Source organism: Kocuria sp. 2SI, from assembly GCF_005502825.1.
Taxonomy (GTDB): domain Bacteria; phylum Actinomycetota; class Actinomycetes; order Actinomycetales; family Micrococcaceae; genus Kocuria; species Kocuria palustris.
Genome location: NZ_SCNB01000016.1, coordinates 19,480 through 34,831 on the forward strand (window position 1 = coordinate 19,480; position 15,352 = coordinate 34,831).

General features: G+C 71.0%; 15 protein-coding genes. 12 read left to right on the forward strand and 3 right to left on the reverse strand.

Annotation, left to right across the window (positions count from 1 at the left end):
- Positions 1-40: 40 nt before the first annotated feature.
- The gene (locus FFS25_RS09730) at positions 41-400 is read right to left on the reverse strand and encodes a universal stress protein (RefSeq protein WP_061712893.1); all 360 of its coding nucleotides are present in this window, start codon (positions 398-400) and stop codon (positions 41-43) included.
- A 211-nt stretch (positions 401-611) separates the two neighbouring features.
- Here FFS25_RS09730 and FFS25_RS09735 point away from each other — a divergent pair, with 211 nt between their 5' ends.
- Together FFS25_RS09735 and FFS25_RS09740 are read left to right on the forward strand one after the other, a co-directional pair.
- A complete protein-coding gene (locus tag FFS25_RS09735; RefSeq protein ID WP_137802764.1) occupies positions 612-926 on the forward strand; it encodes a hypothetical protein in 315 nt (104 codons plus the stop codon).
- A gap of 87 nt (positions 927-1,013) precedes the next feature.
- A complete protein-coding gene (locus FFS25_RS09740; RefSeq protein ID WP_171004162.1) occupies positions 1,014-1,604 on the forward strand; it encodes a lipase family protein in 591 nt (196 codons plus the stop codon).
- A 17-nt stretch (positions 1,605-1,621) separates the two neighbouring features.
- Here the strand turns inward: FFS25_RS09740 and FFS25_RS09745 are convergent, their stop codons facing one another.
- Complete coding sequence (locus FFS25_RS09745) at positions 1,622-2,380, reverse strand: HAAS signaling domain-containing protein (protein WP_137802766.1); 759 nt, start codon at positions 2,378-2,380, stop codon at positions 1,622-1,624.
- Positions 2,381-2,406: 26 nt separating this feature from the next.
- The gene (locus tag FFS25_RS09750; RefSeq protein ID WP_137802767.1) at positions 2,407-2,772 is read right to left on the reverse strand and encodes a PadR family transcriptional regulator; all 366 of its coding nucleotides are present in this window, start codon (positions 2,770-2,772) and stop codon (positions 2,407-2,409) included.
- A gap of 129 nt (positions 2,773-2,901) precedes the next feature.
- On the opposite strand from FFS25_RS09750, the gene FFS25_RS09755 reads away from it, so the two are divergent.
- The 10 genes from FFS25_RS09755 (at position 2,902) to FFS25_RS13440 (ending at position 15,345) form a co-directional block, all read left to right on the forward strand.
- Positions 2,902-3,333, forward strand: a complete 432-nt coding sequence (locus FFS25_RS09755; RefSeq protein ID WP_137802768.1) for a hypothetical protein — start codon at positions 2,902-2,904, stop codon at positions 3,331-3,333.
- Between the two features lie 294 nt (positions 3,334-3,627).
- A complete protein-coding gene (locus tag FFS25_RS09760) occupies positions 3,628-7,365 on the forward strand; it encodes a nitrate reductase subunit alpha (protein ID WP_137802769.1) in 3,738 nt (1,245 codons plus the stop codon).
- The gene (gene narH, locus FFS25_RS09765) at positions 7,365-9,047 is read left to right on the forward strand and encodes a nitrate reductase subunit beta (protein WP_137802770.1); all 1,683 of its coding nucleotides are present in this window, start codon (positions 7,365-7,367) and stop codon (positions 9,045-9,047) included. Before FFS25_RS09760 ends, narH begins: the two co-directional genes overlap by 1 nt.
- Positions 9,044-9,871 carry a nitrate reductase molybdenum cofactor assembly chaperone gene (gene narJ / locus FFS25_RS09770; RefSeq protein WP_137802771.1) on the forward strand — a complete coding sequence of 276 codons (828 nt, stop codon included), beginning with the start codon at positions 9,044-9,046 and terminating at the stop codon, positions 9,869-9,871. The genes narH and narJ overlap by 4 nt, the downstream gene beginning before the upstream one ends.
- A 6-nt stretch (positions 9,872-9,877) precedes the next feature.
- A complete protein-coding gene (gene narI, locus FFS25_RS09775) occupies positions 9,878-10,678 on the forward strand; it encodes a respiratory nitrate reductase subunit gamma (protein ID WP_024289264.1) in 801 nt (266 codons plus the stop codon).
- A gap of 74 nt (positions 10,679-10,752) precedes the next feature.
- Positions 10,753-11,988 carry an MFS transporter gene (locus FFS25_RS09780; protein ID WP_006213676.1) on the forward strand — a complete coding sequence of 412 codons (1,236 nt, stop codon included), beginning with the start codon at positions 10,753-10,755 and terminating at the stop codon, positions 11,986-11,988.
- Positions 11,989-12,177: 189 nt separating this feature from the next.
- Complete coding sequence (gene moaC, locus FFS25_RS09785) at positions 12,178-12,675, forward strand: cyclic pyranopterin monophosphate synthase MoaC (RefSeq protein WP_006213675.1); 498 nt, start codon at positions 12,178-12,180, stop codon at positions 12,673-12,675.
- Positions 12,672-13,856 carry a molybdenum cofactor biosynthesis protein MoaE gene (locus tag FFS25_RS13435; protein WP_171004163.1) on the forward strand — a complete coding sequence of 395 codons (1,185 nt, stop codon included), beginning with the start codon at positions 12,672-12,674 and terminating at the stop codon, positions 13,854-13,856. Before moaC ends, FFS25_RS13435 begins: the two co-directional genes overlap by 4 nt.
- Positions 13,841-15,175, forward strand: coding sequence for a ThiF family adenylyltransferase (locus FFS25_RS09795; protein ID WP_137802772.1), 1,335 nt, complete (start codon positions 13,841-13,843; stop codon positions 15,173-15,175). Before FFS25_RS13435 ends, FFS25_RS09795 begins: the two co-directional genes overlap by 16 nt.
- A gap of 2 nt (positions 15,176-15,177) precedes the next feature.
- Positions 15,178-15,345: a hypothetical protein gene (locus FFS25_RS13440; RefSeq protein ID WP_006213672.1), complete on the forward strand. Its 168-nt coding sequence runs from the start codon at positions 15,178-15,180 to the stop codon at positions 15,343-15,345.
- Positions 15,346-15,352 lie beyond the last annotated feature (7 nt).

A 15,352-nucleotide genomic window follows, 5' to 3' on the forward strand; every position in this document is an offset into this window, starting at 1 on the left:
CCTCGCGGAGGGCGAGGTGCCGGGCTCTGGAGCGGAGACCTCAGCGGCGCTCGGGCTTGACGGCCAGCACCGGGCAGGCGGACTCGAGCAGGATCTGCTGCGCGGCGCTGCCCAGCAGCAGCTTGCCCATGGGACTGCGGTGGCGGATGCCCACGACGATCAGGGAGGCGTCCGCGGCCTCGGCGGCATCCAGCAGATCGCCGACGGCGTCGCGGCCGCGGGCGTCCGGGAACTGGTGAGCGACCTTGACGCCCTGCAGCTCCTGGGCCTCGGTATCCGAATCGTCCCCGCCGAGGTGGAAGATCACGGCGTCCTCCGAGCGACGGGCGGCCTCGGCCAGTCCGGCGTCCAGGGCGGCCTGGCCCTCGGCGGTGCCGGCGCGGGCGATCACGATGGTCATGGGTCCTCCTGGAACGGGGTCTGGGGGCGCGCTGTGGCAGCGCAGAGCCTATGGTACATATCACATCCGACGCGCCGCGCCGAGGTGGCGGCACCATGGATGCACTTCTGTCTCGAACGTGACGGGCTGATCATCGTCGCACGTCGCGGGCGGCATGGGTGCAGGATGCGCTCCGGCCACCAGCTGCATCCGCACCAGCATCGAGGTCCCCATGAAGCTCCGCGCGTCCCTGCTCAGCGTCACCGCGGCCCTGGTCGCCCTCTCCCTGGGCCTCGGCGGCCTGGCCCCCGCGGCGGCGGCGCCCGGGTCGTCGTCGAGCGCCTCCGATCCCGCTGCTGAGGCCGTCCCGGAGACCGCGCCCCCGGCCCCGGCTGCAGCCCGGGCGGTCTCGGCCGCCGACAGTGCGGCCGATCAGCCGCTGGGCGCGTTCTATGCCGCACCCTCGCAGCTGCCCCAGGCGCCGGCGAGCCGGCTCAAGCACGAGTCCTCGCCCTTCTGCCTCGGCCCGGGTGGTGCGGCTGGGTGAGGCGCAGTCCCGGATCATGTACACCACGGCCGACTCGGACGGTGCGATCACCCCGGTGACCGGCTCCTTCCTGGAGTGGGGCTCGCCGTGGCGCGCGCCGTGCGCGACGCCGGACTGGGCGGGGCCAGCGCGCAGACTCCGGTCGGGATCGTGGGCTGCTCCCAGGGCGGCGGGGCCGCAGCCTCAGCCGGCGAGCTGGCTGCCTCCTGCGCGCCCGATCTCCGGGTGCAGGCCGTCGCGGTCGGTGCCCCTCCCACGGATCTGAGTCAGGTCGCGGCGAAGATCGACAACGGGCTGTACAACGGCTTCCTCATGTACACGCTCAGCGGGCTGGTCGAGTCCGAGGGCGTCTCGCCAGCGTCGTTCCTGAACCCCCGCGGAGTGCAGCTCTACACCGAGACGATCGGCGAGTGCACCACCTCGGCGATCGCCCCGACCGCCCTGATCCCCACTGCCACGCTGACGGCCAGCGGGCGCTCCGTGACCGAGCTGAGCCGCACCGAGCCGTCCCTGTCGATCCTCGAGCGGCAGCGCCTCGGAGCCGCCGCGGCGCCGAGCGCGCCCGTGCTGATCGTCCACAGCGTCTCCGACGACGTCACGGACCCGCCGCACATCCTCAGCTTCCTCAAGGCGCGCTTCGATGGCCGGACCCCGGTCTCGACCTGCGGCCGCGGCTGAGCCCGGCCCGCGTCCGCTCAGGCGACGATCCAGGCCAGCGCCCCCAGCGCGACGAAGGCGATCGGGAAGATCCAGGCGATCAGCACCACGCCTCGACGAGCCGGCGGTTGCGCGCCGTCCGGAGCGCGCAGGGGAGAGGTGACACGGTCGTCGTCGCCGGAGAGCTCGCGCATCTCCAGGGCCGAGAGCCCGCACAGGACGAGGAGGGCGCCCACGCAGACAGGTGCTGCCGGGATGCCGTCGACCACGGGCTCCAGCGGCAGGAGTCCGGCCAGGGCGCGCAGCGCGCCCAGCAGGAAGAGTCCGGCGAAGAAGGCGAGGCCGAGCCGCGTCCTGCGCAGCAGCGGCCCGAGCAGGACGGGCAGTGCCGCCACTCCGGCGGCGAGCAGGCCCAGGCAGATCAGCTCCACGAGGTTGAAGGACAGTGCCTCGCCCCGGGCCCAGCGGTTCGTCGCGTCATTGCCCGTCAGGAAGACGACGAGAGCAGCCAAGCAGATCAGGGTGACGCGCACGGTCCCGCCGCCTCGTACCGGATCGTCCGCGCTGCCGACCTCGCGGGCGTACTCGGTCGCATCCCCGAAGGCCTCCTTCGGCTCGGCGCCCGTCTCGATGCAGTGCGACTCGACCTCGGCCAGGTGGTCGCCGATCCGCGCGCCGGGGACATCGCGCAGGCGCAGCTCGAGGACGAAGTCATCGCACCAGCGGCGGTGCATCCGCACGAACGGGCGCTGCCAGACGTCGTGGTCATCGGCCAGGGAATCGGGTGCTGTGCTCATGGTGATCTCCTGAAGAGGTGCGGGGCTCAGGGGTGCGAGGGAGCTCGGTCGAGCTCCAGGTGGGCGTCGACGGCTGCGGTGAAGGCGCTCCAGGCGCTGCGGGCGTCGGCCAGCTCGGCCCGGCCGGTCTCGGTGAGTCGGAAGTACTTGCGGCCCGGGCCGCCCTCGCCGGTGCGCCATTCGATCGTGACGAGCTCGCGGGCCTCCAGGCGGGCGAGCAGGGGATAGAGGGTTCCGCCCTTGATCTCGCCGAGCCCGGCCTCGGCCAATCGGGCGATGATCGCGTATCCGTAGGCGGGGCCGTCGACCAGGCACTGGAGGACGCACGGCTGCAGCACGCCGCGCAGCCATTCGCTGCGCCGTGCCGCTGAGGTGTCTGGTGTCGAGCTCATGGCTAGATAGCCACACAGACTAGTTGGCCTGTCTATCTACTCCGACGAGGCGGAGCGAGTCCGGGCGCCCCGGAGGTCTCGCCCCTAGACTGGCCGGGTCCGCCACCGGCCCCCAGGAGATCTCCCAGCATGAAGTCCGCCGTCATCGCCCCCGCCCTGCTCGCGATCGCCGCAGTGATCCAGGCGCTGGGGATGCATCAGTACCACCAGGACGCGATCACGGTCACCGGGCAGCTGTTCTTCACCCTCTTCCTGATGGGCCTGGCCGTCTTCTACGGGCTGCGCGGGCGCGCCGAGCGGTTCTCGACCGTCCGGCTGGGGCTTCTGGTCCTGTCGGTGCTCGCGCTGGTGCTCACGCTCGTGGGCTGGGGGATGGCGCTGTTCTGGTTCTACCCGTCGGTGTGGATGTTCTACGGGATCTTCCTGGTCCTGCTGATCACGGCCGTCGTCGCCGTGGCGTCGAACCCCTCGGCGCGCCAGCGCGAGCGCGAGCTCGAGGAGCAGGAGGAGGCCGAGGCTGATCCGGACGCGTCGGCCGATGCGGAGGCGGGCGCTCGCTGACTCCCCCGCCGACCTCCGGTCGGTTCGTGGCATCTTCCGGAAATCGCTTGCCTTCTCTGGGGGTATTCGAGAAGAAATGAAGGAAGCGAATTCAGGAACGCCGCTGTAGTGTAATTCCCATAAGGGTGGCCTTGCTGCCTCGAGGGCTCTTGATCCGCGTGATCACGCCTGTGCCAGATATGGATCCGGATTTCCTTGACGGAGATCAAGCGGTCTTCCGGATCCGTTTCTGCAATTCGGGCAACTGCCGGAAATCATTCCTCAGCGACTCGGCCTCGTAGATAGCCTCGAGCTATGAGCACGAATACGACTTCCGGAGCGCATACTGCCCACGCCGCAGGCGTCGACGGCCCCGCCAGCCAGGCGCTGCTGAAGACCGGCCGCGTCTTCACCCGTCGCGAGCAGACCGCGGACGGCCGCGCCGAGTTCCGGGAGGGCGGCCGCGCGGGCGACTCCTTCTACCGGAACCGCTGGAGCCACGACAAGGTCGTGCGCTCCACCCACGGCGTGAACTGCACGGGGTCGTGCTCGTGGAAGGTCTACGTCAAGGACGGGATCATCACGTGGGAGGCCCAGGAGACGGACTACCCGTCGGTCGGCCCGGACAGCCCCGAGTACGAGCCGCGCGGGTGCCCCCGCGGCGCAGCCTTCTCCTGGTACACCTACTCGCCCACCCGCGTGCGCTACCCCTATGTGCGCGGCGTGCTGCTCGAGATGTACCGCGAGGCCCGTGAGGCCCACGGCGGCGACGCCGTGGCGGCCTGGGCCTCGATCGTGGACGATCCGGCCAAGCGCCGGGAGTTCCAGCAGGCCCGCGGCAAGGGCGGGCTCGTGCGCGCGTCCTGGCAGGAGGCCCTCGAGATGACGGCCGCGGCGCACGTGCACACGATCGGCGCCTACGGCCCGGACCGCTGCGTGGGCTTCTCGCCGATCCCGGCCATGTCCATGGTCTCCCATGCCGCCGGCGCCCGGTTCATCAACCTCATCGGTGGCGTGATGAACAGCTTCTACGACTGGTACGCGGACCTGCCCGTGGCCTCGCCGCAGGTCTTCGGCGACCAGACGGATGTCCCGGAGTCCGGGGACTGGTGGGATGCCACCTACCTCATGATGTGGGGCTCCAACATCCCCGTGACCCGCACCCCGGACGCCCACTGGGTCGCGGAGGTGCGCTACCGCGGCACCAAGGTCGTCTCGGTCTCCCCGGACTACGCGGACAGCACCAAGTTCGCCGACGAGTGGCTGCCCGCCCAGCCCGGCTCGGACGCCGCGCTGGCCATGAGCATGGGCCAGGTCATCCTCACGGAGCACTTCGCGCACAAGCGGACCCCGTTCTTCGAGGATTACGTCAAGCAGTTCACGGACCTCCCGTTCCTGGTCACCCTGGTCACCGACGAGAACGGGCAGACCGTCCCGGGCAAGTTCGTCACCGCCGAGGACCTCGGCTCGGATCAGGCGGATCCCGCGTTCAAGACCGTGATGCTCGAGCGCGCCACGGGCGAGGCCTTCATCCCCAAGGGCTCCATGGGCTTCCGCTACAACGCCCAGGACGAGGGCGACTGGAACCTGGACCTCGAGGGCCACGACCCGGCGCTGTCGATCATGGACCTGGGCGACTGGGACGGGGCGGCTTCGGAGATCGCGCTGCCGGCCTTCGTCGACGACACCGGCGAGGGCTCCGTGGTCCGCCGCGGCGTTCCCACCCGCACGGTGGCGGGCCGGACGGTCACCACGGTCTTCGACCTGATGCTCGCCCAGTACGCGGTCGGGCGCGACGGCCTGCCGGGCCAGTGGTCCGCCGGCTACGACGACGCCGAGACCGCCTACACCCCCGCATGGCAGGAGGCCATCTCCTCCGTCCCGGCCGAGGCCGCGATCCGCGTGGCCCGCGAGTTCGCCGCCAACGCCGAGCGCTCCGGCGGTCGGTCCATGATCATCCTGGGCGGCGGGCTGTGCCAGTGGTACCACGGCGATGTCACCTACCGCGCGATCCTGGCCATGCTCATGCTGTGCGGCTGCCAGGGCCGCAACGGCGGCGGCTGGGCGCACTACGTGGGTCAGGAGAAGGCCCGTCCCATCACCGGGTGGGCCACCATGGCCTCCGCCAGCGACTGGTCGCGCCCGCCGCGGTTCATGATCGGCACCGCGTTCTGGTACATGCACACCGACCAGTTCCGCCAGGACGGCCACTCCTCGGCGCACCTGCAGTCCCCGCTGGCCAAGGGCCATCTGGACGGCATGCACACCGCTGACGTCGTGGCCCAGTCCACGCGCCTGGGCTGGATGCCGTTCTACCCGCAGTTCACGCAGAACCCGCTCGACGTCGCCGACGCCGCAGCGGCTGCCGTCGAGCGCGGGGAGGCCGAATCGGAGGGCCAGTGGGTCGCCGATCAGGCCAAGGCCGGGAATCTGCAGTTCGCGGTCGAGGACCCGGACGCGGAGGCGAACTGGGCGCGCACGCTCGTGCTGTGGCGCTCGAACCTGCTGGGCTCCTCCGCCAAGGGCGAGGAGTACTTCCTCAAGCACCTGCTGGGCACGCAGAACAACGTGCTGGGCCAGGACCACGTGGACCACAAGCCCCGCGATGTCGCCTGGCACGAGAAGGCGCCGGAGGGCAAGCTCGACCTGCTGGTCTCGGCGGACTTCCGCATGACGTCGTCCACGCTGCTCTCGGACGTCGTGTTCCCGGCCGCCACCTGGTACGAGAAGTTCGACCTCTCCTCCACGGACATGCACCCGTACGTCCACGCCTTCAACCCGGCGATCACCCCGCCGTGGGAGGCCAAGACGGATCACGAGCTGTTCCGGCTGCTCTCGGACGAGGTCGCGCGCCTGTCCCAGGGCCGTCTGGACACCCGGCACGACCTGGTGGCCACCGCGATCACCCATGACACCCCGGGGCAGATCAACCAGCCCGGCGGGCACGTTCCCGAGTGGCGCGGCACGGACCTTCCGGCGGTGCCGGGGAAGAACTTCCCCAACCTCAAGGTCGTGGAGCGCGACTACACCGCGATCGGCGACAAGTTCGTGGCACTCGGCCCGCTGGCGGACAAGCTCGGGCTGACCACCAAGAACATCACCTTCGACGTCAACCACGAGGTCGAGGCGCTGGGGCGCAAGCACGGCGTCTTCGACTCCGGTGCGGCTGAGGGCCGACCCGCGATCGAGACCGACGCCCGCATGGCCGAGGCCATCCTGGCGCTGTCCGGGACCACCAACGGCGAGCTTGCTGTGCAGGGCTTCAAGACCCTCGAGAAGCGCGTGGGCAAGCAGCTGCACGACCTGGCGCTGGGCTCGGAGGAGAAGAAGATCACCTTCGCGGACACCCAGGCAGCCCCGGTGCCGGTCATCACCTCCCCGGAGTGGTCCGGCTCGGAGACGGGCGGACGGCGCTACGCCCCCTTCACGGTGAACATCGAGCGGCTCAAGCCGTTCCACACCCTCACCGGGCGCATGCACTTCTTCCTGGACCACGACTGGATGTCGGACATGGGCGAGAACCTGCCGACCTACCGGCCGCCGCTGAACAGCGCGGCGCTGTTCGGCGAGCCGCGGCTCGGCGAGCGCGGGGACCTCTCGGTGGCCGTGCGCTACCTGACCCCGCACAACAAGTGGTCCATCCACTCCGAGTACCAGGACAACCTGTTCATGCTCTCGCTCTCGCGAGGCGGCACGTCGGTGTGGATGTCGGACGAGGACGCGGCGCTGATCGAGGTCAGGGACAACGACTGGGTCGAGTGCGTGAACACCAACGGCGTGTTCGTGGGGCGGGCGATCGTCACCAGCCGCATGCGCCCCGGAGCGGTCTTCGTCCACCACGCGCAGGAGCGCACGATCGACGTCCCCAAGTCCGAGGCCACCGGCCGCCGCGGCGGCATCCACAACTCGGTCACCCGGATCATGCTCAAGCCCACGCACATGGTGGGCGGCTACGCCCAGCAGTCCTGGGCGTTCAACTACCACGGCCCCACCGGCAACAACCGAGATGTCACCTCGGTCGTCCGCAAGCGCTCGCAGGAGGTCCAGTACTGATGCGCATCATGGCTCAGACCGCGATGGTCATGACCCTCGACAAGTGCCTGGGGTGCCACACGTGCTCCGTGACGTGCAAGCAGGCGTGGACCAACCGTGCCGGCACCGAGTACGTCTGGTTCAACAACGTGGAGACCCGCCCCGGGCAGGGCTATCCGCGCCGCTACGAGGACCAGGAGAAGTGGCGCGGCGGCTGGACGCTCAACCGCCGCGGCAACCTGCAGCTCAAGTCGGGCAGCCGCCTGCAGAAGCTCTTCGGCATCTTCGCCTCGCCGGTGCAGCCGCACCTGGACGACTACTACGAGCCGTGGACCTACGACTACGCGAACCTCGTCTCGGCCCCGGCCTCGGATGACTTCCCGGTGGCCAAGCCCAAGTCGCTGATCACCGGCAAGGACACCAAGGTCGAGTGGTCGGCGAACTGGGACGACTCCCTGGGCGGCATCGAGGCCACGGAGTCCCAGGACCCGGTGCTGCAGAAGCTGCGCCGGGACTCGGAGGACCGCATCAAGCTGGACTTCGAGAAGACCTTCATGTTCCACCTGCCGCGGATCTGCGAGCACTGCCTGAACCCGTCCTGCATGGCGGCCTGCCCGTCGGGGGCGATCTACAAGCGCGCCGAGGACGGCATCGTGCTGGTCGATCAGAACCAGTGCCGCGGCTGGCGCCAGTGCATCACCGGCTGCCCCTACAAGAAGATCTACTACAACCACAAGACGGGCAAGGCCGAGAAGTGCACGTTCTGCTACCCCCGCGTGGAGGTCGGCATCCCCACGGTCTGCGCCGAGACCTGCGTGGGTCGCATGCGCTACATCGGCATCTTCCTCTACGACGCCGATCGCGTCACCGAGGCCGCCGCGACCCCGGATGAGAAGGACCTCTACGAGGCCCAGCTCGACCTGATGCTCGACCCGAACGACCCCGAGGTCCAGCGTCAGGCCCGCGCCGACGGCATCCCCGACGACTGGATGGAGGCCGCGCGCAAGTCGCCCGTCTACAAGCTGGCCAAGGAGCTCCGGGTGGCTCTGCCCCTGCACCCCGAGTACCGCACCATGCCGATGGTCTGGTACGTCCCGCCGCTGTCGCCGATCGTGGACCTGCTCTCCACCCAGGGCCACGACGGCCAGGACCTCGACGTCCTGTTCGGGGCGATCGACTCGCTGCGCATCCCGGTGGAGTACCTGGCCGAGCTGTTCACGGCCGGGGACACCGAGATCATCACGAACGTGCTGCGCAAGCTGGCGGCCATGCGCTCCTACATGCGCGACATCACCCTGGGCGACCAGGCCGACGAGTCGATCGCCCAGGCCGTGGGCATGACCGGCTCGCAGATGTACGAGATGTACCGCCTCATGGCGATCGCCAAGTACTCCGAGCGCTACGTCATCCCCACCGCGCACACCGAGGACGCCCACAACCTCGAGGAGATGGGCTGCTCCCTGGATGGCGACGGCGGCCCGGGCATGGGCCAGATGGGCGGTCTCGGCGAGGCCTCCGGGCGCCCCATGCCGGTGGCGGTCGAGAACTTCGCCACGCTCAAGGCGCGCCAGACCGCTGACTCGCCTGCGGGTGCCGCCGAGATGTCGGGCCGGGTGAACCTCCTGAACTGGGACGGCAACGGGACCCCGTACGGGCTGTTCCCGGAGAGCTCGTCCCCCGGGTCGAAGGGGGAGCCGCGATGAGCCTGCTGGCCAGGATCTTCGGGCTGGGCGGCAAGGGCACCGTCGAGACGGCGCCGTGGCGCGATGCCGACCCCCAGCGCTCCGCAGTAGTGCGCCAGTCGGCAGCACTTCTGCTGGGCTACCCGGACCGGGAGCTGCTCGGGCGGGTCCCGCAGATCCGCGCGGCGCTGCGGGAGGTCGGGGTCGACCCGGCGCCCGTGGACCGCCTCGAGCAGTGGATGCTCTCCAAGCCGCTGGCCGAGATCCAGGGCGACTGGGTCCAGGAGTACGACCTCTCGCGCCGGCACAGCCTCCACCTCACGTACTGGACCGACGGCGACACCCGCCGCCGCGGCGAGTCGCTGCTGTCGTTCAAGGAGCTCTACGCCGAGCACGGGTTCCGCCTGGACGACTCGGAGCTGCCCGATCACCTCCCGGTGGTCCTGGAGTTCGCAGCGCTCGTGGCCCCCGACGACGGCGCCGAGCTGCTGCAGCGCTACCGGCCCTCGCTGGAGCTGCTGCGCCTGGCGCTGAAGGACGACGGCCTCCCGCACCTGGGGATCGTCGAGCTCGTGTGCACCACGCTGCCCGGAGCCTCCCCGGAGGACCGCGACGCCGTGATGCGCATGGCCGGCTACGGCCCGCCCACCGAGACCGTGGGCCTGCAGCCGTTCGATCCGCGGCTGCTGCCGCTTTCCGACTCCTCGGCCTCGGGGATGACCGGCGGGGCGGCAGGTGCCGTGCCTGTGGATCCGGCGACCCATCCCTCGGCCGCGCATGCCGCTGCCGGCTGCACCCCCACCCACCGACGCGAGGCCGCCGCCTCCACGAGCTCCAGGGATTGAGACCGCATGAACACCACCGACATCCTGCTGTGGGGTGTGCTGCCCTACGTGGTGCTGCTGATCTTCATCGGCGGCACGATCTGGCGCTACAAGTACGACCAGTTCGGCTGGACCACCCGCTCGTCGTCCCTGTACGAGGGGAAGCTGCTGCGGATCGCCTCGCCGCTGTTCCACTTCGGGATCCTGGCGGTGCTGATCGGGCACATCGTGGGCCTGGTCATCCCCAAGTCCTGGACGGACTTCGCCGGGGTGTCCGAGCACATGTACCACATCATGGCGCTGACGATCGGCATGTTCGCGGGCTTCGGCACGCTGGTGGGCCTGGCCCTGCTGATCTACCGCCGCCGCACCACAGGCCCGGTGTTCATGGCCACCACGAACAACGACAAGATGATGTACGTCCTGCTGGTGCTGGCCCTGCTGGCGGGCATCGCGACCACGCTGATCTCGGTCTTCGACCACACCGTCGTGAACTACCGCGAGACCGTCTCCCCGTGGTTCCGCTCGATATGGATCCTGCAGCCGGACGTGGGCGCCATGGCCGCGTCGTCGCCCTCGTTCAAGGTGCACGTGCTGTTCGCGTTCGCGCTGTTCATCGCCTGGCCGTTCACCCGCCTGATCCACGCGTTCACGGCGCCGGTGCACTACCTCTTCCGGCCGTACATCATCTACCGCTCCCGGGACCGGGGCCGCACCACCGGCCACGCCCCCGTGCGCCGCGGCTGGGACCCGATCGGGACGCAGGACCGCGCGCCGTCGTCGGCCTCCCGGCCCAAGCGCCAGCCGACGTCCTCCGGGCGCCGCTGACGCGCCCCTCTCACGGCCCCACTGCACACCCTCGCGCCGCCTCGAGCGCGGCGCCGACCACCAGGAGATCACCCATGTCCGCTGAGGGCACCCGACCGTCCGTCGACGCCGAGCTGAAGGCCGGCCAGACCCGGAACCTGATCATCGCGACCCTGGCCTCCGTGATGGGCTTCTGGGCCTGGACCATCATCGGCCCGCTGTCCTCGCGCTACTCGCAGGCCATGGACCTCACCGCGGGGCAGACCTCGATCCTCGTGGCCATGCCGATCCTGGTCGGCTCCGTGGCCCGCGTCCCGGTGGGCGCGCTGACCGACCGCTACGGCGGGCGCGTCATGTTCACCGCGATCCTGGGCGTGACCGCTCCGCTCGTGCTGCTCACCGCGATCGTGGGGCAGCTGAACAGCTTCGGGCTGCTCGTCTTCGTCTCGTTCTTCCTGGGCATCGCCGGCACGGTCTTCGCGATCGGCATCCCGTTCTGCTCGGCCTGGTACGAGGCCCACCGCAAGGGCTTCGCGACCGGCGTGTTCGGCGCGGGCATGGTCGGCACCGCGGTCTCCGCCTTCGTCACCCCGCGCATCGTCGCAGGCCTGGGCTACATGGGCGCCCACGTGCTGGTCGCGGTGCTGGTGGCCGCCATGGCCGCGATCAGCTGGATCGCGCTGCGCGAGTCGCCCACGCGACGCGGACTGGAGCCCACGCCCATGATGCCCAAGCTCAAGGCCGCCTTCGCGCTGAAGGAGACCTGGATGCTGTGCTTCATGTACGCGATCGTCTTCGGCGCGTTCGTCGCCTTCTCGAACTACCTGCCGACGTATCTGGGCAACGTCTACGACTACGACCCCACGGCCGCGGGCACCCGCACCGCCGGATTCGCCCTGGCCGCGGTGATCGCCCGGCCGATCGGCGGCACCCTGGCCGATCGGATCGGTCCCAAGACCGTGTCGATCACCTCCTACGTCGGCGCGGCCGCGCTCGCCGCGATCGTCGCCTTCCAGCCCTCCCACGAGTTCGTCTACGGCCCGCTGTTCCTGGCCATGGCCGTCTTCCTAGGACTGGGCACCGGCGGCGTGTTCGCCTGGGTGTCGCGGGCCTCGGACTCCCGCACGGTGGGCACCGTCTCCGGCGTGATCGCCGCGGCAGGCGGCCTGGGCGGCTACTTCCCGCCGCTGGTCATGGGAGCCACCTACAACCCGGAGCACAACTCCTACTTCTTCGGGCTGATGCTGCTGGCCGCGTTCTGCATCCTCGGCCTGCTCGTGGCGCTCGTACTGCGCAACGGCGGCAAGGTGGACCAGCGCCAGACGGCCTGAGCCCGCACAGCGCCTCGCGCTCGGCCCGTCTCTGCCCGCCGCAGGGGGGCGGGTCGTCCGTCGGGCCCACAGGCTGTCCCGTCGTGCGGTCCCCGTACGGTGGACGGCACGACGACTCCGCCGGGCGCGCCCTGCGTCTCGCGGCGTCCGGCCGGCAGCACCCAGCTCGCAGCACCTCAGGAGGAGCCCATGTCCGAGACCCCGAGCAGCGGTCTGAGCCACGTCCGGGCGGACGGCTCGGCCCACATGGTCGACGTCTCCGCCAAGGCCGAGACCTCCCGGGAGGCCACCGCGGAGGCGGTGCTGAGCACTCGACCGGATGTGATCGAGAGGATCTTCGCGGCCGAGCTGCCCAAGGGCGATGCCCTGCCGACGGCGCGGATCGCCGGGATCATGGCTTCCAAGCGCACACCGGACCTCATCCCGCTGTGCCACCCGCTGCCGCTCGCCAAGGCCTCGGTGGACTTCGAGCGCCGGACGGAGTCCGTGCGCCTGCTGGCCACCGTGCGCACCCGCGGGGCCACCGGCGTCGAGATGGAGGCGCTGACGGCGGTCTCCGTGGCGGCGCTGACGCTCTACGACATGATCAAGGCCGTGGACAAGCACGCCGAGATCGGCGGGATCAGGGTCCTGGCCAAGTCGGGCGGGAAGTCCGGCGACTGGACCAGAGAGGACGCGCAGCCATGAGCACCGAGCCGATGAGCACCGAATCGGAGGGCGCCCGCGCCTGGGGCGAGCGGGATCCGCAGCTGCCCCCGCGGCGCGCTGTGCTGGTCGTGGCCTCGACCCGCGCCGCTGCGGGCACCTACCAGGACACCGCTGGGCCTGCAGGAGTGACGGCGCTGCGACGGGCCGGGATCGAGTGCCCGGAGCCCGTGGTGGTGGCGGACGGCGAGCCTCTGCGCCGGGAGCTGCACCGGCTGCTGCGCGAGCTGCCGCAGTCCGAGCGTCCGGACCTGGTCGTGACCTCCGGGGGCACCGGGATGATGGCCGATGACCGCACGCCGGAGATCACCGCCGAGCTGCTCGACCTGCCGCTTCCCGGGCTCGTCCACGCGCTGTGGGCCGAGGGCCTGCAGCACGTGCGCACCGCCGTGCTCTCGCGCGGACTGGCCGGGATCAGCGGGCGCACGCTCGTGGTCAATCTGCCGGGCTCCCGCGGCGGGGTGAAGGACGGCATGGCCGTGATCATCCCGCTGCTCGAGCACATCCTGCACCAGCTCGAGGGCGACCGGGACGCCGGGCACACGAGCCCCGAGGCCCCCCGCACGGAAGCGGCACCCTCAGCGGCCTCCGCTGACGGCGCGCCTGCCGCACCCGTCGAGGAGGCCGTTGCCCCGGTGCCGCCAGCCGAGCACGGCGCCTCCGCCGCCGACAAGCCCCCGGTTCCGCCCGCCGACGGATACCAGCCCTCCGGCCAGCAGGGCGATCACCCGGCCGACCTGGCCCCGTCCACGGTCGTGGACACCTGGATCACGGATCAGCCGCTGGATCCGGTGGGCCTGCGGGCCATGGCCTCTGCCTCCACGGCGGGCGCCGTCGTCGGGTTCAGCGGCATCGTGCGCGATCACGACGGCGGCCGCGGCGTCGCCTCCCTGGACTACACCGCGCATCCGCAGGCCGCCGAAGCGCTGCGCGCCGCCTGCCAGGAGATCGCCGACGCCCACCCGGGCCTGCGGATGGCGGCGGCCCACCGGATCGGGCATCTGAGGGTGGGGGACTCGGCCATGGAGGTCGCCGTGGGGGCCTCTCACCGCAAGATCGCCTTCCAGGCCTGCGACGAGCTCGTGGACTGCATCAAGGCCCGCGTGCCCATCTGGAAGGAGCAGCACCTGGACGATGGAGGCAGGCAGTGGGTGAACCTTTGAGCGCCGCCGGCCTGCCGCCGCTGGTCGAGCCCGGCCCTCAGCTGAGTCCGGAGCAGCTGCGCCGCTACGCGCGCAACCTGCGCGTCCCGCAGATCGGCGAGCTCGGCCAGCGCCGCCTGCGCGCGGCCACGGTGCTGTGCGTGGGCGCCGGGGCGCTCGGCTCCCCGGCGCTGCTCTACCTCGCCGCCGCGGGGGTCGGGACCCTGGCGATCGTCGACGACGACGACGTGGAGCTGTCCAACCTCCAGCGCCAGGTCATCCACGGCTCCGAGGCGGTGGGGCGGGCCAAGACGGCATCTGCCGCCGCGCGGATCCGGGAGCTGAATCCGGACGTGCAGGTCGTCGAGCACCGGCGGCGCCTGGACGCCGGAAGCGCCCTGGAGCTCGTGTCCGGGTCCGATCTGGTGCTCGACGGCTCGGACAACTTCGCCACCCGCTACCTCGTCTCCGATGCCTGCGAGATCACCGGGATCCCCCATGTGTGGGCCTCGATCCTGCGGTTCGACGGCCAGGCCTCGGTGTTCTGGGCGCAGCACGGGCCCACCTACCGCGATCTGCACCCCGTGCCGCCGCAGCCGGGCTCGGTGCCCAGCTGCGCGGAGGCCGGAGTGCTCGGAGCGCTGCCGGGGATGCTCGGCTCCGCCTTGGCCATGGAGGCCATGAAGCTGATCATGGGCGCCGGCGTCACGCTGCTGGGGAGGCTGTCGATCTGCGACGCCCTCGACGGCAGCTGGACCCAGATCCCCCTGCGGCGAGCCGCCGGAGCCGCGGCCGTCACGCACATGTCGCCCTTCGCGGACCCGGCCCGCGACGGCTATCCGGGGGCCGAGGACTCCGAGCGGCTCCTCGCCGGAGCCACCGGGACCAGCGGGGGCGGCGCCAGCTGCGTCGCGAGCGAGCCGGGGCCTCCATCGTCGGACCCGACGGCCTCGGATCCATCGCCGGATCCGGAGCTGGTGACCCCCGAGCAGCTGTCCGACCTGCTGGCCGAACGGGCGGCGGGGCGCGCGTCGTTCGAGCTGATCGACGTGCGCGAGCCCTGGGAGCACCGGCTCGAGCGGATCGACGGCGCGCAGCTCATCCCGCTGGGAGAGCTCCTCGGGCAACCCGATGCGCCGGAGATCGCCGACGGCGCGGCTGGCCAGCTGGACGGCCCGGATGACGTCATCCTCCTCTGCCAGGCCGGAGTGCGCTCAGCCCAGGCCCTCAACCGATTGCGCGAGGCGGATATCGTGGCCGGACGGACGCGCCGCGTCCGGCACCTGGCCGGAGGCATGTCGTCATGGAGCGGGGCGGGCCTGCCCACGACAGGAGACTGAGCATGGAATCGACCCCTGAGGACGACGATCACCCGTCGAGCGCCGAGCACGGCCTCACCGCCTCCCAGGACGCCCACGGACTGGTGCGCCCGGACCGGTGGGGGACGGTGCTCGGGGCTGCGGGGTCGCTGGCCCTGGCCGTGGTGCTGCGCGGCCTGCGTCGGCGCTGAGACTGCC

What these genes read in the sequence shown, in the direction of transcription:
- FFS25_RS09760 (WP_137802769.1), top strand. Translation starts at nt 3,628, where the DNA reads ATGAGCACGAATACGACTTCCGGAGCGCATACTGCCCACGCCGCAGGC.
- FFS25_RS13440 (WP_006213672.1), top strand. Translation starts at nt 15,178, where the DNA reads ATGGAATCGACCCCTGAGGACGACGATCACCCGTCGAGCGCCGAGCAC.
- FFS25_RS09730 (WP_061712893.1), bottom strand. Translation starts at nt 400, where the DNA reads ATGACCATCGTGATCGCCCGCGCCGGCACCGCCGAGGGCCAGGCCGCC.
- FFS25_RS09735 (WP_137802764.1), top strand. Translation starts at nt 612, where the DNA reads ATGAAGCTCCGCGCGTCCCTGCTCAGCGTCACCGCGGCCCTGGTCGCC.
- FFS25_RS09745 (WP_137802766.1), bottom strand. Translation starts at nt 2,380, where the DNA reads ATGAGCACAGCACCCGATTCCCTGGCCGATGACCACGACGTCTGGCAG.
- moaC (WP_006213675.1), top strand. Translation starts at nt 12,178, where the DNA reads ATGTCCGAGACCCCGAGCAGCGGTCTGAGCCACGTCCGGGCGGACGGC.
- FFS25_RS09755 (WP_137802768.1), top strand. Translation starts at nt 2,902, where the DNA reads ATGAAGTCCGCCGTCATCGCCCCCGCCCTGCTCGCGATCGCCGCAGTG.
- FFS25_RS09750 (WP_137802767.1), bottom strand. Translation starts at nt 2,772, where the DNA reads ATGAGCTCGACACCAGACACCTCAGCGGCACGGCGCAGCGAATGGCTG.
- FFS25_RS09780 (WP_006213676.1), top strand. Translation starts at nt 10,753, where the DNA reads ATGTCCGCTGAGGGCACCCGACCGTCCGTCGACGCCGAGCTGAAGGCC.
- narH (WP_137802770.1), top strand. Translation starts at nt 7,365, where the DNA reads ATGCGCATCATGGCTCAGACCGCGATGGTCATGACCCTCGACAAGTGC.
- narI (WP_024289264.1), top strand. Translation starts at nt 9,878, where the DNA reads ATGAACACCACCGACATCCTGCTGTGGGGTGTGCTGCCCTACGTGGTG.
- FFS25_RS13435 (WP_171004163.1), top strand. Translation starts at nt 12,672, where the DNA reads ATGAGCACCGAGCCGATGAGCACCGAATCGGAGGGCGCCCGCGCCTGG.
- narJ (WP_137802771.1), top strand. Translation starts at nt 9,044, where the DNA reads ATGAGCCTGCTGGCCAGGATCTTCGGGCTGGGCGGCAAGGGCACCGTC.